Origin of the sequence: Paraplanobispora takensis (assembly GCF_016863195.1) — a bacterium.
In the GTDB taxonomy this organism is placed as follows: Bacteria; Actinomycetota; Actinomycetes; order Streptosporangiales; family Streptosporangiaceae; genus Planobispora; species Planobispora takensis.
In genome coordinates, this window is the sequence record NZ_BOOK01000071.1 from 1 (window position 1) to 22,129 (window position 22,129).

Sequence of the window (22,129 nt, forward strand, 5' to 3'; positions counted from 1 at the left end):
GGCGCCACGGCCCCGGAAGCGGTGCCCCACCCCGCACCGGGGTGGGGCACCGGCATGCTCATGGTGTGGTGCAAAAAATCACGTTATGACGGATTCTGACCGAGAAGCGCGGCGGGGAAGAGCTCGACGAGGAAGACGAGGCGATTTTTCGGCGAGGTCGGCCAGCGCGCGGGTGACTGCCGGCTCATCACCGATCTCGGACACCGGGAAGCCGGCCGGATTGCGGCGGGCGCGCCCGGCCCCGGCCAGGTGCGTGCCGTCCCTGGTGGTCAGGACCGCCCGGGCGGGACCAACGCCCCATGCCGTCTTCGCAGGCCTGGGCCCGGCACCGTCCACCGGCCGAGGGGTGATCGCAGAACGGGCCGACGGCGTGCATACCGATCACGCATCCACGACCGCGACGTCCGTGGCGATGAACTCCCGGACCATCCGCATGACCTCGTCGGTCCGCTCGTCGTGCGGGTTGTGCCCGGCACGCTCGATGATCTCAAGCCGGGCTCCCGGGATCCCGGCTGCGAGCTGACCTTGATGCTCAGGTGGGAACACGAAGTCGTCCCGTCCGGCGATCACCAGGGTGGGCGTCCTGATCTCACCCAGCCGGTCCATGACCGTCCAGCCCTTCACCAGCCGGCTGAAGCCGAAGATCTCGGCCTGTGGCCGCGCCTTCGAATGACGTTGCGCGAACATCATCCGCATGGCCGCGACGAAGCCCGTGTGCGGGTTGTAGGCGGAGCCGAGCCTCAGGAGCGTCGGGTAGAACTCCCAGGGCGCGGTCTGGCCGTTGAACCAGCGCCGGGCGAGCTCCACTTTCCTGCCCGAGAATCCGCGCCTGGCCAGCAACCGCGGAGCGTTCTCCTGCCCCCAGCGGCTGTCGCCGCCGGTATCGAGCAGCACGAGGTGGGACAGTCTGTCCGGATACCGCAGCGCGTACTCCAGGGCCACGTTGCCGCCGAAGGAGTGGCCGAGCACGGCCCACTTTTCGAAACCCAGCCTCTCGCGCAGCGCGTCGGCGTCGGTGGTCAGGTTCTCCCAGGTCATCGATGTGACGGGAGCGCCGTCGGAGCGTCCGTTGCAGCGGTGGTCGTAGAAGATGAGGGTGAAGCGGTCTTGGAGCTGCCGGAACGGCAGCAGCGTCCAGTGGTCCGCTCCCGGGCCGCCGTGCATGAGCACCAGCGGGTGGCCGCGTCCGACGACCTCGACGAACAGGCGGATGTCACGTACCGGGATCGTTGTCATGGCACTACCTCCGTAAGAGGGGTCGGCACGCCGAGCCTGTCCAGCTCCTGGCACGCGCTGGCGATGAAGACGTCGAGATCCGGATAGGCGTCTCGGTCGGCGACGACGCCGATGGTGAGCGCTCCGGCGTAGGACAGCGCGCCCACGCCGAGGGGTTCGTTCGCGATCAGCGGCAGTACCGGGAACACCTCGAGCACCCGCGCGCCCGCCAGGAACAGCGGCATGGTCGGGCCGGGGATGCTGGCGGTCGCCACGTTGACGCGTTGGCGCATCACCGCGACCAGCATGATCTTTCTCGTGAGCCGGCCGCCGATCAGCGCTGCGAGGGATGTGCGGGCCCGCGATTTCCTCTTGGCGGTCTCGGCGGCGATGCGTCGGAGCTCGTCGCCCGCGCCGGACTCGCGCAGCGCCAGCGGGACGGCCATCTGCGCGATCAGGTTGCCCTGCTGCGGTCCGCTGATCCGCGGTCGCAACGAGACGGGGACGTAGACCCGTACGGTGGTGTCCTCGGTCGGTTCGCCACGGCCGCCCAGTACGGCACGCAGGCCGCTCACCGTGAGGGCGAGCAGGACGTCGTTCACGGTTGCGCCGTGGGCGTGCGCGGTAAGTCTGATCTCGTCAAGGCCGGTTCGGATCACGGCGAGGCTCCGTCCGGGACCTACCATCCGGTCCAGGCTCGTCCGGGTCGCCGGTTGCTCGGCGAGGAGCTCGCGGATCGCGGGCCAGGCCTCGCGGGCGTGCCGCAGCGTCCGGCTCGGCCGCAGGAGCATTGATCCCGCGCGCCCCAGCGGCCGAAGGCGCCTCCAGATGCTGTCGGCGAGGAGGTCACGGTCCGGGGGTGGAAGCGCGGGCGTCCAGGGCGGCGCCGGCGTGATCGGCGTATCCGGGCCGGGATCCAGGAAGGCCGCGAGCGTGGTCATCGCGGCCGTGCCGTCGGCGATCGCATGGTGCAGTTTGACGAACATGGCGACCCGTCCGCCGGGCAGCCCTGGCAGGAGCCACATCCGCCAGAGCGGGCGCGATGGGTCGAACCGTTCGCTTCGCAGTTCCTCGGTCACGGTCAGGAGACCTGCCTCGGCGGTCCCGGGGGGAAGCGCCCGGGTCACGATGTGCTCGCAGACGTCGAAGCGCGGGGCGTCCCCCCAAGCCCGGTGGGCGTTGCCAGGCCGCTCATCACCGCACCTCCTGAGATCGCCGGCGACGCCTCATGACGGATCGCACGGCGGCGGCCTTGCCGCCTTCCACGGGACGCCTGATGAGCGATATCGGCTGCCCTCCGAGATCCACGTGCATGGCCGCCGTGCCGCTCGGGGCGGTGCCGAACACGACGCGGAGGCTCGACGCCCCGGACTCCGGAAGACCCAGCCGGAACACGTAGGGATCGTCCTCCTCGTCGGGGCACAGCGGCAGGCCCCGATACAGGGACGGGATGGGTGTCAGCGCCCGGATCATCAAGCGCCCGCCGCGGACGAACACCTCGACGCCGCCGGGCATCGCCAGGCGCCCCCGCAGGTCCGAGATCCGCGCAGGCAGCCGGTAGCGGCCGCGCAGCTCCGCCCAGATTTCGGGGCGCTGCGGGATGTCGGTGCGGACCACCTCGTCGGGCACGTCGATCAGGCGGCGCAGCAGCCGCTTGAACTCCGTCTCCATCCACCCGAACGCGCCCGGCGAGCCGTTGGTGAGGGCGACGACGCCGACGCCGTCGTCCGGCGCGAGGAACACCGCCGAGTTGAAGCCGGGCAGGATCCCGTCGTGCCCGACCACCCGGTGTCGGCCTGCCCGGCCGCTGAAGAACCCGAGCCCCCACCCCGGAACGCGAGGATCCGGCCGGAAATGGGGCTCGTACATCGTGGCGATCGTGTCCGGCCGGAGGACGGAGCCGTTCTCGCCGGCGCCTTCGCCCAGGAGGGTCGCGGCGAAGCGGGCGATGTCCCGGGTGGTGGAGTAGATTCCACCGGCTCCTGCGCCGATCCAGTCCCGGTCGGGTGTGGCCTGCACGCCGCGGCGTCCCAGTGCGTAACCGGTTGCCAGGCGCGAGGAGACGGCTCCGGAGCGGACGAGGCCGGTGTCCTGCATGCCGAGGGGGTCGAAGATCCGCTCGCGGAAATAGCGCTCCAGGCTTCTCCCGCTCACATCCTCGACGATCTGGCCGAGCGTGGCATAGCCGTGATTGCAGTAGGCGAAGGCCGTACCGGGCTCGGCCACGATCGGCAGACCCCGGCAGTAGTACTCGGCCAGCGATGGCAACGGCCCCCCGGCCCGCACGCTGAGCTGGGGAGGGCGCCCCCCGAACGGCCCGGCCTCGAGATGGAGCAGGTCGCGCAAGTGCTGCACCTCTGCGATCCCGGCGGTGTGGGTCAGGAGATGACGTACCGTCGCCGGCCGGAACCCGGCCTGCGCCGGAACCAGTGCATAAGCGTGCAGATAGTCGCCGGCGGGTGCGTCGAGGTCGATGAGGCCCTGCTCGTGCAGCTGCATCACCGCGATCGCGGTGACGGGCTTGGTGAGAGACCCGATACGGAAGACGGTGTCCTGGGTGACCGGCGTGTTTGCGGCGATGTCCGCCAATCCGTGGCCGTGGAAGAAGCCGGGCGATCCGGTGCGGACCACACCGACGGCCAGGCCGACGCAGGGATGCCGGTTGAGCATCTCCATGACCCACGTGCGCAGCCGGAGAGTGTCGATCGTGGGGAGTCCGCCGGTCTCACGCTGGGGATATGTGGCTTGACGTGCCATTGCTCACCCCTCCTCCGGCGCCGGAAGGGCAACAGGTGACACGCCGCGGCCCTCGGCCGCCACTGCCATCGTCGCCGCCGAGCCCAGGTGCGACCAGGGCCGAAAGCCACCCCGACCAGGGACCTTCTACCACCAGCCTGTTTTTAATCTACAAAGTAAATCCGATTTCATTGTACAAAACAAAAGACCGAAACAAAGAAAAATCGACTAGGAGGACAGCCCTGATATCAGCCGACGATCAGCATCGCGGTGAGCAGATAGACGGTGATGGAGACCAAGTCCTGGATGACCGTGGCCAGCGGACCGGATCCAAAGGCGGGGTCGCGGCCGAGGCGGTTGAGCAGCCACGGCAGCACCATGGCCAGGACGGAGGCCACTGAGCAGCGGCGAACAGGGAGATGGCCGCGGTCGGCGCCACTCGCGCACCACGACGGCCTCGGTCTGGGTACCGACCTGCGTGACCTTCTACGTTAGGTCGACGATACCCGGATCGCGCCTGGCGGGGGGTTCGGGACGAAAGTCCCATCGGCCGGGGTCCTCCGGAGGCTGTTCGCCGGTCCGGGCCGGGCCTACGGTGCGGGGAGAGCTCACGCGGAGAACCGCGCAATCGCCGTCCCGATCCCCGATCGGCAGAGCCAAGGGAGGCGAGCCATGGGTAGTGGCCTCGACCTCGGAACACTCGATCTCATGCTGGAGGCGCTGGGCGACTTCGTCCACGCGGCGCTGCCTGAGGAGCGTCAGCTCGAACTGGACCGCACCGACATCTGCCCGGAGGACACCGTGCGGGCGATGTGCGGCGACGACCTCGGCGTGCAGCTGGCCTTCATCCCGGAGGAGTACGGCGGGCTGGGAGGCGGCGCGTTCGACTCCTACCGCATCTGCGAGCGTCTGGCCCGCCTCGACCTGGGGCTGGCCACCTCGGTGTTCGCCACCTTCCTGGGCGGCGATCCGATCCTGTTCGGCGGCACCTCCGGGCAGAAGGAGCGCTGGCTGGGGCGCATCGCCAAGGAGGGCCTGCTGTTCGCCTACGGCGCCACCGAGCCCGAGGCGGGCAGCGATCTGGGCGCGCTGCGCACCACGGCCAGGCCCGTCGAGGGCGGGTATCGGATCACCGGCCGCAAGCAGTGGATCAGCAACGGCTCCATCGCCGATGTGTGCTGCGTGCTGGCGCTGGCCCCCGGCGGACCCTCCTGGTTCGTGGTCGAGCGCGGCACCGAGGGCTTCTCCTCGGCCGTGCCGGAGGACAAGCACGGCATCCGGCTGTCGAACACCGCGGCGCTCTATCTCGACGAGGTGTTCGTCCCCGCCGAGCACCTGGTCGGCCTGACCGAGGGCAGGGGACTGACCCAGGCCCAGCACGTGTTCGGCTACACGCGGCTCATGGTGGCCGCCTTCGGGCTCGGCGCCGGCTGGGAGGCCGTCGACCGGGCGATCCGTTTCTCCGCCGACCGGGTGCAGGCCGGCACGCCGCTGGCGGCCAAGCAGGGCTACACCCACAAGCTGATCGTGCCGCACGCCGTACGGCTGGAGGCCGCGCGGGCCTTCATCGAGGAGACCGCCACCCGCATCGACGCGGGCGAGGGCGCGCAGGGCGTGCTCAACGCCGAGGGTGCGATCGCCAAGTATCTGGCCAGCGAGGCGGGCAACACGGCCGCCGAGGCCGCGATCCAGGCCCACGGCGGCTACGGCTACACCCGGCCCTACCTGGTGGAGAAGATCAAACGCGATGTGCGCATCACCACGATCTACGAGGGCACCTCGGAGATCCTGGAGATGACCGTCGCCAGGGACCGCTGGCAGCAGCACCTCAAGACGCGCGGCACCCACTACTCCGAAACCGCTCGCTCCGTGGCGGCCCTGCCCGCCGAGACCGGTGCGGGCACCGCCGCGCTCGCGCTCGACTGCCTGGGCGCCCTCATGGAGACCTGCCGCACCGAGCGCCTGACCCGCAGCCAGCATGTGCTGCTGCGCCTGGGCGAGCTGATCGCCTACGGCGAGGCGGCCGGCAGCCTCGCCCACCGGGCCGCAGACGCCCTGGGCGGTACGTCGCCCGAGAAGACCGATCGGCGTTTCAGCCCCGCGACCCTGTCCGCCGTCAGCCGGGTCTTCGCCCGCGAGGCCGCGATGAGGATCGCTGAGGAGGGGACGCGCCTGGTGCTCGGCGCGCTGTCTCCGGACGGGACCGCTGCGCGGACCGGTCTGGAGGGGCCGCGCCTGGATGCGGTCCGCGCGGCTCAGCGGGGGCTGCTGGCCGACATGGACCTCATCGCGGACGTGTTGTACGGCCGCGCGGATCTTTAGGACTCGTCATGGACACCATCAGACTCGAGCCCGTCGCCGTCGTGGGCGTCGGGGCGATCATGCCGGACGCGCCGGACGCGGCGGCCTTCTGGGCGAATGTGAAGGGCGGCCGGTACTCCATCTCCGACGTGCCCGCCGAGCGGTGGGACCCCGCCCTGTACTACGACCCCGACCCCAAGGCTCCGGACAAGACCTACTCGCGGATCGGCGGCTGGGTGCGCGAGTTCCCCTGGGACCCGCTGGGATGGCGTCTGGCCGTGCCGCCGACCGTCGCCGCGCAGCTCGACGACGGGCAGAAGTGGGCGATCAGCGCCTCCCGGGCGGCGCTGCTGGACGCGGGCTGGCCCGGCTGGCAGGTCGACCCGGAACGAGTGGCCGTGATCATCGGCAACGCCCTCGGCGGGGAGAAGCACTATCGCACCAACACGCGGATCGAGCTGCCCGAGTATCTGCGGCGGCTGCGCGAGGCCCCGTCGTTCGCCGCGCTGCCCGAGCAGGTGCGCCAAGCCGTCCTGCGTGAGACCGCCACCTCCTACCTGGCCGGGTATCCGCCGGTCACCGAGGACACCATGCCCGGCGAGCTGGCCAACATCATCGCCGGGCGGGTGGCCAACCTGTTCGACTTCCGCGGCCCCAACTTCACCACCGACGCCGCGTGCGCCTCGGGGCTGGCGGCCATGGCCTCGGCGGTGCGCGGCCTGCAGGCCCGCGACTTCGACGCCGTGGTCACCGGCGGCGTCGACAGGAACATGGGCGTGGCCGCGTTCGTCAAGTTCTGCAAGATCGGCGCGCTGTCGGCCACCGGCACCCGCCCCTTCGACGAGGGCGCCGACGGCTTCGTGATGGGTGAGGGCGCCGCGCTGTTCGTGCTCAAGCGACTGGATGACGCCGAGCGCGACGGTGACCGCGTCTACGCCGTCATCCTGGGCCTGGCCGGGTCCAGCGACGGCAGGGGCAAGGGGATCACCGCACCCAACCCGATCGGCCAGCGGCTGGCCATCGAGCGCGCCTGGGAGGGCGCCGGGGTCGATCCCGCCGCCGCCACGCTCCTCGAGGCCCACGGCACCTCCACCCGGGTGGGCGACGCCACCGAGCTGGGCGCGCTCAGCGAGGTCTTCACCAAGGCGGGCGCCCGGCCGGGCTCGATCGCCCTCGGCTCGGTGAAGTCCAACATCGGTCACCTCAAGGCCGCCGCGGGCGCGGCGGGGGTGTTCAAGACCGTGATGAGCCTGCACGAGGGCGTGCTCGCGCCCAGCCTGCACTTCGAGCGGCCCAACCCGAACGTCGAGTGGTCTGCCATCCCCTTCCGGGTCTGCACCGGACTGAGGGAGTGGCCGCGTCCGGCCGGCGGCGCCCGCCGCGCCGGTGTGAGCGCCTTCGGGTTCGGCGGGACCAATTTCCACCTGGTGCTGGAGGAGTACCTGCCCGGCCGGTACCGCACCGCGGACGCCCCCCGCAGTTTCGCCACCGCGGCACAGACGGCCACGGCACAGACGGCGACGGGCCGGGATCCGGCCGCGGCGGGTACGGCGGGCGCCACGCCCGCGGCACACCGGCCCGCCCCGGTCACGGCGGAGCCCCGGGCTCCGCTCAGGGGCGCCGCCGTGGTCGCCGGATCGGACGAGGCCGAGGTCGTCGACCGGCTCGGGCGGCTGACCGCCGCCCCCGAGCCCCGGCCGCCCGATCCCGCGGCGGCCGCCGCCCCGATCCGGGTGGCCATCGACTACGCCGACGCCGCGGACCTGGCCGACAAGGCGGACAAGGCGATCACCGCGCTGCGCCGGGACGAGCCGGCGGTGTGGCGGATGCTGCGCTCCCGGGGCGTCTTCCTCGGTCGCGGCCCGGCCCCGGAGGTCGCCTTCCTCTACACCGGCCAGGGCTCCCAGTACGTCAACATGCTGCGCGAGCTGCGCGAGCGGGAACCGGTCGTGGCCGCCGCCTTCGAGGAGGCCGACCGCGTCATGACGCCGCTGCTCGGCCGCCCGCTGACCTCCTACGTCTTCTCCGACGCCGGCGACCTCGAGTCGCTGGAGCGGCAGCTCCTGCAGACCGAGATCACCCAGCCCGCCGTGCTCACCGCCGACCTGGCGCTGACCAGGCTGCTGGAGGCCTACGGCGTGCGGCCCGACATGGTCATGGGTCACAGCCTCGGCGAGTACGGCGCGCTGGTCGCCGCCGGGGCGCTGACCTTCGAGGCCGCGCTGGAGGCGGTCAGCGCGCGCGGCCACGAGATGGCCTCACTCTCGCTGGCCGACAACGGGGCCATGGCCGCGGTCTTCGGCCCGCTGCCCGAGATCGAGCACATCGTCGCCGGGACCGGCGGCGACGTGGTCGTCGCCAACATCAACAGCACCCGGCAGGCCGTGGTCGGCGGCGCCACCGCCGCCGTCGAGGCCGTCGTGGAGACCTTCAGGAACGCGGGCATGACGGCCACGCGCATCCCCGTCAGCCACGCCTTCCACACCTCGATCGTCGCCCCGGCCGGCGAGCCCCTCAAGGATGCGCTGCGCCGCCTGGACATCCGGCCGCCCGCCATGCCGATCGTGGCCAACGTGACCGGCGAGTTCTACCCGGCCGACGCCGACGTCGACACGATGCTGGACATCCTCGGTCGCCAGGTGGCCTCTCCGGTGCGCTTCGTCACCGGCCTGCGCACCCTGTACGAGGCGGGCGCGCGCGTCTTCGTCGAGGTGGGACCCAAGAAGGCGCTGCACGGCTTCGCCGAGGACGTGCTCGGCTCCGTGCACGACGACGTGCTCGCGCTGTACACCAACCACCCCAAGAACGGCGACGTGGCCTCCTTCAACCAGGCGTTGTGCGGGCTGTATGCCGCCGGGCTCGGCTTCGGGAGCGCGCCCGCCGTACCGGGTGAGAGTGCGCTCCGGGTCACCGTACCCGGCGAGGGGACGACCCGGGAGGCCGCCCGCGCCGCCCACGTTTCCACCGGCCCTGTCACCCCAGCCCGCCCCGTCAGCGCTGCGAGGTCCCCCATGACCACCGAGAACTACACCGAGCTCGGCCGGCTGTTCGCGCGGACCCTGGAGCAGGGCCTGGCACTGTACGGCGGAGCGGCCGACGCCCCGCCGTCCGCGGAACCGGTCGTGGTGACCGGCGCCGCGCTCGGGCTGCCCGGCGTCGAGCGCGTCTTCGACGACGAGAACCTGGCCCGCATCCTGGCCGGCCAGCAGTTCATCGACACCATCCCGCACCGCTTCCGCCGCGCCATGGTGGACCGGCGCATCACCCGGCTGGTCAAGCGCGAGGCGGGTGATCCGACGTTCGAGACGATCGACAACGAGGCGGAGGTGATCAAGCTCGCCGCCCGGCACGCGCCGCTGGACGTCGTGGCCGAGTTCGGCGTGGACGCCGACCGGGACGCCGCGCTCGACGCGGTCACCCGGCTGGCGATCGGCGCCGGGTTCGACGCGCTGCGCGATGCGGGGATCCCGCTGGTCATGCGGTACAAGACCACGACCGTGGGCACCAGGCTGCCCGACCGGTGGGGCCTGCCCGAGGCGCTGCGCGACGACACCGGTGTGGTGTTCGCCTCCGCCTTCCCCGGCTACGACGCCTTCGCCGACGAACTGGAGCGCTACTTCACCGACCGGGGCCGCAGGGATCAGCTTCTGGCGCTGGAGGCGGTCCGGGCCAGGATGCGCGGGCAGGAGGCCGCGACCGCCGAGGTCGAGCGGCGCATCGGCGAGCTGCGTCACCTGCTCACCGCCGAGCGCTACGTCTTCGACCGGCGCTTCCTGTTCCGCTGCCTGTCCATGGGGCACTCGCAGTTCGCCGAGATCATCGGCGCCCGGGGGCCCAACACCCAGGTCAACGCCGCCTGCGCGAGCACCACGCAGGCGATGTGCGTGGCCGAGGACTGGATCCGCACCGGACGCTGCCGCCGCGTGGTGATCGTCTCCGCCGACGACGTCACCTCCGACACGCTGCTGCCCTGGGTCGGCTCCGGCTTCCTGGCCTCGGGCGCCGCGGCCACCGACGACGTCGTGGAGGAGGCCGCCACCCCGTTCGACCGGCGCCGCCACGGGATGATCGTCGGCGCGGGGGCGGCGGCCATCGTGATCGAGTCGGCCGAGGCCGCCCGCGAGCGCGGGCTGCAGCCGATCTGCGAGATGCTGGGCGCCGTCACCGCCAACAGCGCCTTCCACGGCACCCGCCTGGACGTCGAGCACATCGGCCGGATCATGGAGCAGGTGATGCGGCAGGCGGAGAGCCGCGGAGCCGACCGCCACGAGCTGGCCCCCGAGACGGTGTTCGTCTCCCATGAGACCTATACCCCGGCGCGCGGGGGGAGTGCGGCGGCCGAGATCCACGCGCTGCGGCAGACCTTCGGCGCCTCGGCCGACTCCGTCATCATCACCAACACCAAGGGCTTCACCGGGCACGCGATGGGCGCCGGAGTCGAGGACGTCGTCGCGATCAAGTCCATGGAGACGGGCATCGTGCCGCCCGTGCCGAACTTCAAGGAGCCCGACCCGGAACTGGGCGCGCTCAACCTGTCCACCGGCGGGGCCCACCCGGTGCGGTACGCGCTGCGGCTGGCCGCCGGATTCGGCTCGCAGATCGCCATGACGCTGCTGCGCTGGACGCCGATGCCGGACGGGCGGCACCGTTCGCCCAGGGAGCTGGGGTACGGCTACCGCATCGTCGACCACGCCGCCTGGGACAGGTGGCTGGCCACGGTGACGGGTGGACCCGGGGCACGCCTGGAGGTGGTCCAGCGCCGGCTGCGCGTCGCCGACGGCGGCGCCCCGGGCGGTACGGCCGAGCAGGTGGCGAGGACAGGTGCGGCGGGCCGTACGGCGCAGGCAGCCGCAGCGGGCGGCCCGGCGGCCGGATCCATGCTCACGCATGAGCCTCCCTCACCCGCCCACGCCCCACCTGCGGCGCCGACCTTCACCGGGGAAGTGACCCCGGGACCGGTTTCCCCCCAGCCGCCGCCCGCCGTACCTGCGACGGCCCCCGCCGAGCAGGCCGTCCCGCCCGTCGTGGGTGGGGACCCGGTGGCTGCGGCCGTGGTGGAGATCGTGTCGGAGATGACCGGGTATCCGCCGGAGTTGCTGGAGCCGGATCTGGATCTGGAGGCGGATCTGGGCGTGGACACGGTCAAGCAGGCCGAGATCTTCGCCGCCGTGCGGGAGCGCTTCGGCCTGGAGCGCGATCCCAAGCTGCGCCTGCGTGACTTCCCGACGCTCAACCACGTCGTGGGCTGGATCCGCGACCGCCTCGCCGCCGCGCACCCGGCCGCCGTACCGGCCGGTACCGGTGAGAGCGCAGAACCGGCGGGAGCCGCCGGGAGCGCGACACGGGAGGAGGCCGGACCCGCGGCGCAGGCGGGCGAGGAGGAGACCGGCCGATACCCGCGGCGCGTACCGGTCCCCGTACTCAGGCCCGCCACGCAACGCTGCAAGGAGACCGGCGTACGGCTGGGCCACGGGACGCGGGTCGTCGTCGGGATGGACACCGGCGGCGTCGGCAAGGCGCTGGCCGGGCGGCTGGCGAAGCTCGGCTGCGAGGTGCTGGCCCTCGACGTCGCCTGCAGTGAGGAGGAGGTGAACGCGCGCGCCGATGCCTGGCTGGCCGACGGCGCGGTGCACGGCGTCTACTGGCTGCCCGCCCTCGACGAGGAGGAGGCGCCGGAGGGGATGGACCCGGCGGGCTGGCGGGAGGCGCTGCGCCACAGGGTGAGGAATCTTTACGCCCTCACCCGCCGCCTGTACGGCCGGGAGCCGTTCCTCGTCGCCGCCACCAGGCTCGGCGGATACCACGGCTACGACGAGGCCGGGGCGCTGAACCGGCTGGGCGGCGCCGTGACTGGCTTCACCAAGGCCTACGCCCGCGAGCTTCCCGGCACCCTGGTGAAGGCGGTCGACTTCCCCGCCGGTCGCAGGACGGCGGCCCTCGCCGACGCTCTGATCGAGGAGACGCTCCGTGACCCCGGGTGCGTCGAGGTCGGCCACGCCGACGGCCTGCGCTGGACGGTCGGCCTGGCCGAGCGCCCGTTCGGCGCGGGAACGGAAGGCACGGGGACGGATGCGCCGGGGACGGGCGGGCTCGTGCTCGGGCCCGGCACCGTCTTCCTGGTGACCGGGGCGGCCGGAGGCATCGTCTCGGCCATCGTCGCCGACCTGGCCGAGGCCTCCGGCGGGGTGTTCCACCTGCTCGACCTGACCCACGAGCCGGACCCGGCCGATCCGGAGCTGCGGCGCTACGCCACCGACCGCGAAGGGCTCAAGGCCGACCTGGTGGTGCAGATCAAGCAGCGCGGCGAGCGCCCCACCCCGGTGCTCGTCGAACGCGAACTGGCCCACTACGAGCGGTTGCACGCCGCGCTGGAGGCCGTCGAGGCCGTACGGCGTGCGGGCGGCACGCCGTACTACCACCAGGTGGATCTCACCGACTCCGACGCGGTCGGCCGCGTCATGGACGAGGTGCGCAAGAACAGCGGGCACGTGGACGTGCTGCTGCACGCGGCGGGCCTGGAGATCAGCCACTCTCTCGCCGACAAGCGGCCCGAGGAGTTCGGCCTGGTCTTCGACGTCAAGAGCGACGGCTGGTTCAATGTGCTGCACGCCGCCGGGGACATGCCGATCGGCGCGGCCGTGCTGTTCAGCTCGGTGGCCGGCCGGTTCGGCAACGCCGGGCAGAGCGACTACAGCGCGGCCAACGACCTATTGTGCAAGATGGCCGGCGGCATGCGCCGCACCCGGCCGGGCACCCGGGCCCTGGCGATCGACTGGACCGCCTGGGGCGGCGTCGGGATGGCCACCCGCGGCTCGATCCCCAAGATCATGGAGATGGCCGGGATCGAGACGCTGGCGCCGGAGGTGGGCGTACCCTGGATCCGGCGTGAGCTGACCGTCTCCGGCCACAGCGGCGAGGTCGTCGTCGCCGGGGCGCTGGGCGTGCTCGGCGCGGAACGGGACGAGAGCGGCGGTCTCGACCTCACGCCCGGGAAGACGGCCGAGCCCGGCCTGGAAACCGGACCCGGGACCGCGGCGGGTCCCATGGCGGACACCGTCGAGTCCTATGGGGTGTACACGGGGCTGACCGTGCGCACCACGCTCGACCCCGCCCGGCAGCCGTTCCTGAACGACCACCGCATCGACGGCGTCGCGGTGCTGCCCGGCGTCATGGGTGTGGAGGCCTTCACCGAGGCGGCCCGGCTGGCCGCCCCGGGGTGGCGGATCGTCGCGGTGGAGGACGTCGACTTCCTGGCCCCGGTGAAGTTCTACCGCGACGAGCCGCGCACGCTGAGCGTGCGGGCCGTGGTCGGCCGGGACGGGGACGACCTGCTGGCCCGGTGCGCGCTGGAGGCCGAGCGGCTGCTGCCCGGCTCGGCCGAGCCGCAGCGCACCGTCCACTTCACCGGCGCGGTACGGCTGACGCGGTCCGCACCGGAGCAGTCCGCGCCGCAACAGCGACGGCCCAGGCCGCAGGAGCCCGCCACCGTGATGGCCGCCGCCGAGGTGTACCGGCTGTTCTTCCACGGCCCGGCCTACCGGGTGGTCGCCTCGGCCTGGAGTCACGACACGGGCGCGGCGGCCCGGATGGCCCCGGACCTGCCCCCCGCCCTGAAGCCGCCCGGCGTGTCCACCCTCACCCCGCCGCGCCTGGTCGAGCTGTGCCTGCAGACCGCGGCCCTGGCGGAGGCGGCCGATCGCGGGCACCTGGCCCTGCCGGCGCACGTGGACCGGATCACGCTGCACGGCGGAGAGGGCGAGAACGCCGACGACGGCAAGGACGACCGGATGGCGCAGGCGCTCCCCGCCGGCGGCGACCGGTACGACTGCGCAGTCCTGGACGCCGACGGCCGCGTACTGGTCGAGGTCGAGGGCTACCGCGGCACCCCGCTGCCCGGCGGCCTGCCCGCCGGCGTCCTGGAGTCGCTGGCCCCGCTGAGCGCCCCCGGCGGCGGAACCCGCTGACCGTCCCTCAGGAAGGGGAAGGCAGACATGCCGGACATCAGACGGCTCGCCGTGGTCAACCGCGGCGAGCCCGCGAACCGGGTGCTCGACGCCGTCGCGGAGCTCAACCGCGAGGGCGTCATGCCCCGCATGACCACCGTCGTCCTGCACACCGATCCGGACGCCGGAGCCTGGTTCAGCCGGATGGCCGACGAGGCCGTCTCCATGGGCCCGGCCACCTACCTCGACCCGCGCGACGGCCGCCGCAAGTCCGCCTACCTCGACGAGGAACGCGTCATGGCGGCCGTCCTGCGGGCCCGTGCCGACGCCGTCTGGGTCGGCTGGGGCTTCCTGGCCGAGCACGCCTCTTTCGCCCGTCGCTGCGAGGAGGCGGGCATCACGTTCGTGGGCCCCGGCAGCGCGACGATCAGCCTGCTCGGTGACAAGATCGCGGCCAAGCTGCTGGCGGAGAAGGCCGCCGTGCCCGTGGTGCCGTGGAGCGGCGGCCCCGTGGCCGACACGGCCGATGCGCTCAAGCACGCCGAGCAGCTCGGCTACCCGGTCCTCATCAAGGCGGCGGCCGGCGGCGGCGGGCGCGGCATCAGGATCGTGCGCCGCCCGGAGGAACTGGGCCCCGCGCTGGCCTCGGCCCGCGCCGAGGCCGAGGCGGCCTTCGGCGATGCGGCCGTCTTCGCCGAGCAGTTCGTCCCGCGCGCCCGGCACGTCGAGGTGCAGGTCATCGCCGACGCCCACGGCACCGTCTGGGCGGTGGGCGTGCGCGATTGCAGCATCCAGCGCCGCAACCAGAAGGTGATCGAGGAGTCCGCCTCGACCGCGTTGACGCCGGACACCGAACAGCAGATCCGGGAGGCGGCCGTCCGGCTGGCCCGCGCCGCCGGATACCGCAACGCCGGCACCGTGGAGTTCCTGGTGGACCCCGACACCGGCCGCTACCTGTTCATGGAGGTCAACACCCGGCTGCAGGTCGAGCACCCGGTCACCGAGGAGAGCGCGGGCCTGGACCTGGTCAAGCTCCAGCTCCACGTGGCCGGGGGTGGCCGCCTGGCGGGGGAGCCCCCGCCCGTGCGGGGACACGCCGTCGAGGCCAGGCTGTGTGCGGAGGATCCCGAGCAGGGCTTCACACCCGCCCCCGGGCGGATCGCGCTCTGGCGGCCCCCGGCCGGGCCCGGCATCCGGGTGGACGCGGGCGTGGCCGAGGGCGACACCGTGGCGCCCGAGTTCGACTCCATGATCGCCAAGGTGGTGGCCTGGGGCAGGGACCGTGCCGAGGCCCTGGCCAGGCTCCGGCGCGCCCTGGCCTCCACCCGCGTGATCATCGAGGGCGGCGCGACCAACCGCACGTTCCTGCTGTCGCTGCTGGCCGCCGAGGAGGTCCGGCTCGGCACCGCGGACAACACCTGGCTGGACCGGCTGACGGCCGAGGCGGGGCACCTGCCGGGACCCGACCCCGTGGCACTGCTGCAGGCCGCCGCCGAGGCCTATGAGGCCGACCACCAGAGCGAACGCGCGGCCTTCCACGCCGCCGCGGGCCGGGGCCGCCCCGAGGTTCCGCAGCGGAGGGGGCACCGGGTCAGACTGCGCTGTCGCGGCCTGCCGTACGAGCTGACGGTGTTGCGCACCGGGCCCGAGGAGTACCGGGTGGAGACGGCCGACGGGCCGGCGGCGATCCGCGTGGAGCGGCTGGGCCGCTACGAGCGGCGGCTGACCTGCGACGGCGTGCGCCACCGGGTGCAGGTGGCCGCCCAGGGCCCGTCCTACCTGGTGGAGGTGGAACGGGACGGCGAGTGGGCCGCCCACCGGGTGCACCGCGACGACGGCGGCATCGTCCGCGCCGCCGCCCCGGCCTTCGTCGTCGCGGTGCACGCCGTCCCGGGCGGGCGGGTCGCCGAGGGGGACCCGCTGGTCGTGATGGAGAGCATGAAGATGGAGTCGACGCTGACCGCCCCGTTCGCCGGCGAGGTGGCCGGCGTGGACGTGGCGATCAACACCCAGGTCGTGGAAGGCCAGCCGCTGCTGCGCATCCGCGAGCTGCCGGCGGCGGCAGGGCCGGTGGCGCGGGCGCCCGTGCGCTTCACCGGCGTGCACCGAGCCGGGCACGGGGCACCGGGATGCGGCCCCGTCTACGCGGCGCTGCGCGGCTGCCTGCTGGGCTTCGACCTGGACCCGGGAGAGATCGACCAGCGCGCCGTCGAGGCCGCGCTGGAGCCGGACGATGAGCAGCTGCTGGCCTGCGAGGAGGCGTTCCTGGACCTGTTCGCCGACGTCTGCGGCCTGTATCGGCCGCTGCCTGATCCCGATGAGCCGGAGGCCGCCAGCGCCCAGGAGTACGTGCTGTCCTACCTGCAGTGGCTCGACCCCGATCGGGCGGGCCTGCCGCCGGGCTTCCGCGTCCGGCTCCAGCGGGTCCTGGCCCGCTACGGCGTGCCGGATCTGCGGCGCACGCCGCAGCTGGAGGAGGCCGTGGTGTGGATGTTCCGCGCCTTCCAGCGGGCGGGCGACCTGGTGCCCGCCGTCGCGGTCGTGCTGGAACGGCGGCTGCGCCACCGCGACCTGCTGGCCCCCGCGGCCGGGCCGGAACTGCGCGGCCTGCTGGACCGGCTGGCGACCGCCGCCCAGGTCCGCCATCCCGTCCTCGCCGACCTGGCCAGGGACGTGCGCTTCCGCTACTTCGACGAGCCCCAGCACGACGAGGCGCTGGCCGCCGTCTACGCCGAGATGGAGGCCCACCTCGACGACCTGGCCGCCGATCCCGGCCGGCCCGACCGTGAGGACCTGATCGACCGGCTCGTGTGGTGCCCCCAGCCGATGCGCGGGCCGCTGCTGGCCCGCTGGCGGGGCGCGGGCCCGGCGTTCAGGAGTGTCGTCACCGAGATCTACATCCGCCGCTTCTACCGCACCCGCCCGCTGGAGCGGATCGGCGCCGACGGTGATCTCGGCACGGCCGACTTCGAGCACGACGGCCTGGCCTGTCACCTGGTGGTCGCCTACACCCCGCTGCGCCAGGTGCCCGCGGCGTGCGCAGCCATCGCCACGCACCTGGCGGGCGTCGATCCGGCACGGCGGGTGATCGTCGAGCTGATGACCTGGCGGCCGGGGGAGCGGCCCGCCGCCGAGCAGATGCAGGAGCAGGTGGCGCGGCTGCTGGCCGGATGCCACCTCGGCCGGGACGTGGAGCGGGTGTGCGTCACCGTCACCAGCGAGCACGGCGCGGGCGCCGAGCACCGACGCACCCAGCATTTCGCCTACCGGCAGAGGCCGGACGGCTTCACCGAGGAACCGCTCTACCGCAACCTGCACCCGATGATCGCCGAGCGCGCGGAGCTGTGGCGTTTGTCGAACTTCGAGCTGGAGCGGCTGCGTTCGGCCGAGGACGTCTACCTGTTCCGCGGCACCGCCGGGGACAACCCCGCCGACGTGCGGTTGTTCGCCATGGCCGAGGTACGCGACCTGACCCCGGTACGCGACTCCGCGGACCGCATCGTGTCGCTGCCCCGGCTGGAGCGGATGGGACTGCAAGCGCTGGCGGCGATGCGCGAGGCCCTGGCCGCCATGCCGCCCGAGCAGCGCCCCCGCTCCAACCGCATCGTCTTGTACGTGCGCCCGCCCTTCGATGTGCCGCGAGAGCGCTGGCCGGAGCTGGTGCGGCCCTTCGTCACCCTCGCGATCGGCGTCGGCCTGGAGAAGGTGCTGCTGCAGGTGCGCATCCCCGGCCCGGACGGCGGCACGCGCCCGGCGGTGCTGCACCTGGAGGGGCTGGATGAGGACCGCATCACCGTGCGCGAGGAACCGTACGGCCAGGCGCCGATCAGGCCGCTGAGCGAGTACCGGCGCAGGGTGCTGCGGGCCCGGCGCTTCGGCGCCCCCTACCCGTATGAGATCGTCAGGATGCTCGCCCCGCCGCGCGGGACGCCCGGCGACTTCCCGCCCGGCCGCTTCATCGAGTACGACCTGGACGGCGACGGCGCCCTCGTACCGGTCGAGCGGCCGCAGGGGCGCAACACCGCCAACCTCGTCGTCGGCGTCATGTCCAACGACACCGCCGAGGTGCCCGAGGGCATGGCCAGGATCGCCATCCTGGGCGATCCCACCCGCAGCCTCGGCTCGCTGGCCGAGCCCGAGTGCCGCCGCGTGATCGCCGCCCTCGATCTGGCCGAGCGGATGCGGGTGCCGGTGGAGTGGTTCGCCCTGTCGTCGGGGGCGCGCATCGCGATGGACAGCGGCACCGAGAACATGGACTGGATCGCCGCCGTGCTGCGCCGCCTGGTCGAGTTCACCCAGGCGGGGGGCGAGGTCAACGTGGTGGTGACCGGCATCAACGTGGGCGCCCAGCCGTACTGGAACGCCGAGGCCACGATGCTCATGCACACGCGCGGCATCCTGGTCATGGTCGCCGGCGCCGCGATGGTGCTCACCGGCAAGCAGGCGCTGGACTTCTCCGGTGGGGTGTCGGCCGAGGACAACACCGGCATCGGCGGCTTCGAGCGGATCATGGGACCGAACGGCCAGGCCCAGTACGGCGCGGCCACGCTCGCCGAGGCGTGCCGGATCCTGCTGCACCACTACGAGCACACCTACGTCGTGCCCGGCGAACGCTACCCGCGGCGCCGGCCGAGCACCGATCCCGCGGAGCGCGACGTGCGGGCCGAGCCGCATCCGGGCCCGGAGTTCACCGCCGTCGGCGAGGTCTTCTCGGCCGGGCGCAACGCCGAACGTAAGAGACCCTTCGACATCCGGTCGGTGATGCGCGCGGTCTGCGACCGGGACTGCGGGCCGCTGGAACGCTGGGCCCGCTGGCGTGACGCCGAGATCGCCGTGGTGTGGGACGGCCACATCGGCGGCATCCCCGTGTGCCTGATCGGCCTGGCGTCTGCGCCGCTGCCCCGGCACGGGTTCGTGCCCGCCGACGGGCCGCCGGCCTGGAGCGCGGGCACCCTGTTCCCGCAGTCGTCGCGCAAGGTGGCCAGGGCGATCAACGCCGCCAGCGGCAACCGGCCGGTCGTCGTGCTGGCCAACCTGTCGGGCTTCGACGGGTCGCCGGAGTCGATGCGGCGCTGGCAGCTGGAGTATGGGGCCGAGATCGGGCGGGCCGTGGTCAACTTCGACGGGCCGATCGTGTTCGTGGTGATCTCCCGTTACCACGGTGGCGCGTTCGTGGTGTTCTCCAAGCGGCTCAACCCGCGCCTGGAGATCGCCGCCGTCGAGGGCTCCTTCGCCTCGGTCATCGGCGGGGCGCCCGCCGCGGCTGTGGTGTTCGTGCGGGAGGTCGGCGCGCGCACCGAGCAGGATCCGAGGGTGGTGGCCGCCCGCCAGGCGGGGCCGCGCTCGCAGCTGCACCAGGTCACCGAGGAGGTGCGCGCAGAGAAGCTGCGTGAGGTGGCTGCGGAGTTCGATCGCGTGCACAGCATCCAGCGGGCGCTGGCGGTCGGTTCGGTGGACCACGTCATCCCGGCCGCCGGGCTGCGGCCCCACATCGTGCAGGCGCTCGAACGCGGGATGGCCGCGCAGTGAGGGGTGTGACGGAGATGCGGTGGCTGGCGCGCGGGGAGGCGGACCTGCCGGCCGGTGACCGGTGGCTGGCGCGGGCGGAGGCCGGGCGGGCGGCTTCGATGCGCTTCACCAAGCGGCGCACCGAGTTCCTGCTGGCCCGGTGGACGGCCAAGGAGGCGATGCGGCTGCTTTTCGGGCCCGACGGCCCCGCCGAGCCGCGGGACCTGGAGGTCCGTCACCACTCCTCCGGCGCGCCGGAGGCCTACCGGGACGGACAGCCGCTGCCGGTCGGGATCTCGTTGAGCGATCGGGCCGGGTGGGCGGTGTGCCTGCTCGGTCTGGAGCCCGGCGCCGTCGGCTGCGATCTGGAACTGGTCGAGCCGCGCGGCGCCGCCTTCGTCGCCGACTACTTCACCCCCTCCGAGCGGCGGGTCATCGGCTCCGACCCGCTTTTAGCCAACCTGCTGTGGTCGGCCAAGGAGAGTGCGCTGAAGGTACTGCGGGCCGGCCTGCGCCGGGATACCCGATCGGTCGAGGTGCTCCTGAGCGATGAGGAGGACGGCTGGAGCAGGTTGGCGGTGCGCGTCCTGCGGGAGGCCGGGCAGGGACCCGTGGGCGGGCGGATGTTGCACGGGTGGTGGCGCAGGTTCGGTGATTTCCTGCTGACGGTGGCGGCGGATCGCCCGGTGCCCGCGCCGCTGCCGCTGCAGGAGCCCGCCGCCCTGGCCTCGGCCACCCCGTCGCACACCTGGCTGGCCCGTCCTCTGGGCTGACCGGCCGATGCCCCGGTGTCCGGCTTGTTCGGCTTCGCCGGAGGTCGGAAGTCCCTGGTATCGGAGCCTTTCGGCCCCGGCGGTGGACCCCGTGCAGGGGTCGGATGGAGGCAGAGACACAGGCAGGGGAGGGTGGCATGACGAGATCCATCGCGGCCGGCAAGGCCCGGCCGCTTCCCGCGAGGGAGCGGCTCAGAATGCGGATCGAGCACGAAGTGGACACCCGCTCCGCCGGCTTCGGTGTATGGCTGCTGCGCCTGACCCGGGGCAGAGCCGCGCGTCTGTGGCACCGACAGGCCCTGATCCTCACCACCCGGGGCCGCCGGACGGGCCGGGAACGCACAGTGCCGCTGCAGTTCTTCCCGGACGGCGACGACCTGATCGTGGTGGCGGCCGACAGCGGGCTCGCCTCCCCTCCCGGCTGGTACTTCAACCTCATGGCCGCCCCGCAGGCACGTGTCGAGGTGTTTGGCCGCACCTATCAGGTGAATGCGCGGGAGCTGCCTGAGCGGGAGGCGGACGCCTTCTGGCGGCGCGTGCTGGGCGTCGCTCCGGACTATGCCCGCTACTCCAGGCGCCTGGGCCGCAGGCCCGCGTTGATCCGCCTCGCCCCGGGGGAGAGGGGGAGGCTGTGAAACCGTTCGCGAGGAGGATGTGATGAGCGAGGTGACGATCCGCACGCCGTACGGGCAGATGCCGGCCTATGTGACGCTGCCGTCCGGGCCGGGGCCCTGGCCCGGGGTGGTGGTGATCCACGACTTCACCGGAATGAGCCATGACCTGCGCCACCAGGCCGACTGGCTGGCGGGGGAGGGCTATGTGGCGCTGGCGCCCGACCTGTACTACTGGGGCGGCAGGCTGTCGTGCCTGCGCACCATCATGCGTGATCTGGGTGAGCGCCGGGGCCGGACCTTCGACGACATCGAGGCCGCACGCGCCTGGCTGGCCGGGCGGCCCGACTGCACCGGCGACATCGGCGTGATCGGTTTCTGCATGGGCGGCGGGTATGCGCTGCTGCTTGCCCCGGGACGCGGATTCGCGGCCGCGAGTGTGAACTACGGCGGCTGCCCGCAGGACGCGGTGCGCATCCTGGCCGGCGCCTGCCCGATCGTCGGCAGCTTCGGCGGCCGGGACCGCTCACCGATGGGCCGTCCGGCGGCGCTCCGGCTGGCAGGCGCCCTGGCGGAGCTGGGCGTGGACCACGACGTGAAGGTCTATCCGCAGGCGGGGCACGGGTTCATGAACGACCACGACCCGGCCGACATGACCCTGCTGCTGGTGATGCTGTCGAAGGTGTCAGGCACCCGCTACCACGAGCCGTCGGCTCTGGACGCCCGCGCCCGCATCGTCGCCTTCTTCGACCGCCACCTCAAGAAATCTACAATGTAAAGGCAATCGTTATTGTCAACACAAATTTCCCAACCGCAAGACACCACCACCCAGACCCTCAACAGCGAAAACGGCCGGATTCCCGCGGAGAGTGTGCTGATGGCAGACAAATCCAAGCATCGCAAAGCGCTCGTCATCGGCCGGCTGTATGCGCTGAAGCGGCGGATGTGTCGCGGTGACCGGCCCGGCCGGATGTCGTGCTGTTCTCAAGCGGACTGCTCCCGGCCGGGCGGTCGTCCTTGAGGTGCGTGGCCGTTCCAGCGG

General features: G+C 72.7%; 11 protein-coding genes and 1 pseudogene. 6 read left to right on the top strand and 6 right to left on the bottom strand.

Annotation, left to right across the window (positions count from 1 at the left end; genetic code table 11):
• Positions 1-78 precede the first annotated feature (78 nt).
• From Pta02_RS37380 to Pta02_RS37400, 6 genes and pseudogenes are all read right to left on the bottom strand, one after another.
• Complete coding sequence (locus tag Pta02_RS37380; protein ID WP_203879757.1) at positions 79-336, bottom strand: dsRBD fold-containing protein; 258 nt, start codon at positions 334-336, stop codon at positions 79-81.
• 45 nt (positions 337-381) lie between these two features.
• Positions 382-1,236 (bottom strand): alpha/beta fold hydrolase, encoded by an 855-nt coding sequence (locus Pta02_RS37385; protein WP_203879758.1) that lies wholly within the window; start codon positions 1,234-1,236, stop codon positions 382-384.
• Positions 1,233-1,817, bottom strand: coding sequence for a WS/DGAT domain-containing protein (locus Pta02_RS42110; RefSeq protein WP_275423651.1), 585 nt, complete (start codon positions 1,815-1,817; stop codon positions 1,233-1,235). Before Pta02_RS42110 ends, Pta02_RS37385 begins: the two co-directional genes overlap by 4 nt.
• Positions 1,818-2,387: pseudogene (locus Pta02_RS42115) on the bottom strand (wax ester/triacylglycerol synthase domain-containing protein); the annotation flags it as partial.
• 22 nt (positions 2,388-2,409) lie between these two features.
• On the bottom strand, positions 2,410-3,972 hold the full coding sequence (locus Pta02_RS37395) for a serine hydrolase domain-containing protein (protein ID WP_203879760.1): 1,563 nt from the start codon (positions 3,970-3,972) through the stop codon (positions 2,410-2,412).
• Positions 3,973-4,199: 227 nt separating this feature from the next.
• Positions 4,200-4,349, bottom strand: coding sequence for a magnesium transporter (locus tag Pta02_RS37400; RefSeq protein WP_203879761.1), 150 nt, complete (start codon positions 4,347-4,349; stop codon positions 4,200-4,202).
• A 274-nt stretch (positions 4,350-4,623) separates the two neighbouring features.
• On the opposite strand from Pta02_RS37400, the gene Pta02_RS37405 reads away from it, so the two are divergent.
• The 6 genes from Pta02_RS37405 to Pta02_RS37430 all read left to right on the top strand — a co-directional run bounded on the left by Pta02_RS37405 (position 4,624) and on the right by Pta02_RS37430 (position 21,865).
• Positions 4,624-6,273, top strand: coding sequence for an acyl-CoA dehydrogenase family protein (locus Pta02_RS37405; protein WP_203879762.1), 1,650 nt, complete (start codon positions 4,624-4,626; stop codon positions 6,271-6,273).
• An 8-nt stretch (positions 6,274-6,281) separates the two neighbouring features.
• Positions 6,282-14,216, top strand: coding sequence for a type I polyketide synthase (locus tag Pta02_RS37410; RefSeq protein WP_203879763.1), 7,935 nt, complete (start codon positions 6,282-6,284; stop codon positions 14,214-14,216).
• Positions 14,217-14,243: 27 nt separating this feature from the next.
• Complete coding sequence (locus Pta02_RS37415) at positions 14,244-19,724, top strand: ATP-binding protein (RefSeq protein WP_203879764.1); 5,481 nt, start codon at positions 14,244-14,246, stop codon at positions 19,722-19,724.
• 14 nt (positions 19,725-19,738) lie between these two features.
• Positions 19,739-20,476, top strand: coding sequence for a 4'-phosphopantetheinyl transferase family protein (locus tag Pta02_RS37420; RefSeq protein WP_239131535.1), 738 nt, complete (start codon positions 19,739-19,741; stop codon positions 20,474-20,476).
• 137 nt (positions 20,477-20,613) lie between these two features.
• Positions 20,614-21,111 carry a nitroreductase family deazaflavin-dependent oxidoreductase gene (locus Pta02_RS37425; protein WP_203879766.1) on the top strand — a complete coding sequence of 166 codons (498 nt, stop codon included), beginning with the start codon at positions 20,614-20,616 and terminating at the stop codon, positions 21,109-21,111.
• Positions 21,112-21,133: 22 nt separating this feature from the next.
• Positions 21,134-21,865: a dienelactone hydrolase family protein gene (locus Pta02_RS37430; protein ID WP_203879767.1), complete on the top strand. Its 732-nt coding sequence runs from the start codon at positions 21,134-21,136 to the stop codon at positions 21,863-21,865.
• Positions 21,866-22,129: the final 264 nt, after the last annotated feature.

Bases quoted from the DNA above. Each gene is read 5' to 3' on its own strand.
- Pta02_RS37385 (WP_203879758.1), bottom strand. From the start codon at position 1,236: ATGACAACGATCCCGGTACGTGACATCCGCCTGTTCGTCGAGGTCGTC.
- Pta02_RS37395 (WP_203879760.1), bottom strand. From the start codon at position 3,972: ATGGCACGTCAAGCCACATATCCCCAGCGTGAGACCGGCGGACTCCCC.
- Pta02_RS37405 (WP_203879762.1), top strand. From the start codon at position 4,624: ATGGGTAGTGGCCTCGACCTCGGAACACTCGATCTCATGCTGGAGGCG.
- Pta02_RS37410 (WP_203879763.1), top strand. From the start codon at position 6,282: ATGGACACCATCAGACTCGAGCCCGTCGCCGTCGTGGGCGTCGGGGCG.
- Pta02_RS37415 (WP_203879764.1), top strand. From the start codon at position 14,244: ATGCCGGACATCAGACGGCTCGCCGTGGTCAACCGCGGCGAGCCCGCG.
- Pta02_RS37420 (WP_239131535.1), top strand. From the start codon at position 19,739: ATGCGGTGGCTGGCGCGCGGGGAGGCGGACCTGCCGGCCGGTGACCGG.
- Pta02_RS37425 (WP_203879766.1), top strand. From the start codon at position 20,614: ATGACGAGATCCATCGCGGCCGGCAAGGCCCGGCCGCTTCCCGCGAGG.
- Pta02_RS37430 (WP_203879767.1), top strand. From the start codon at position 21,134: ATGAGCGAGGTGACGATCCGCACGCCGTACGGGCAGATGCCGGCCTAT.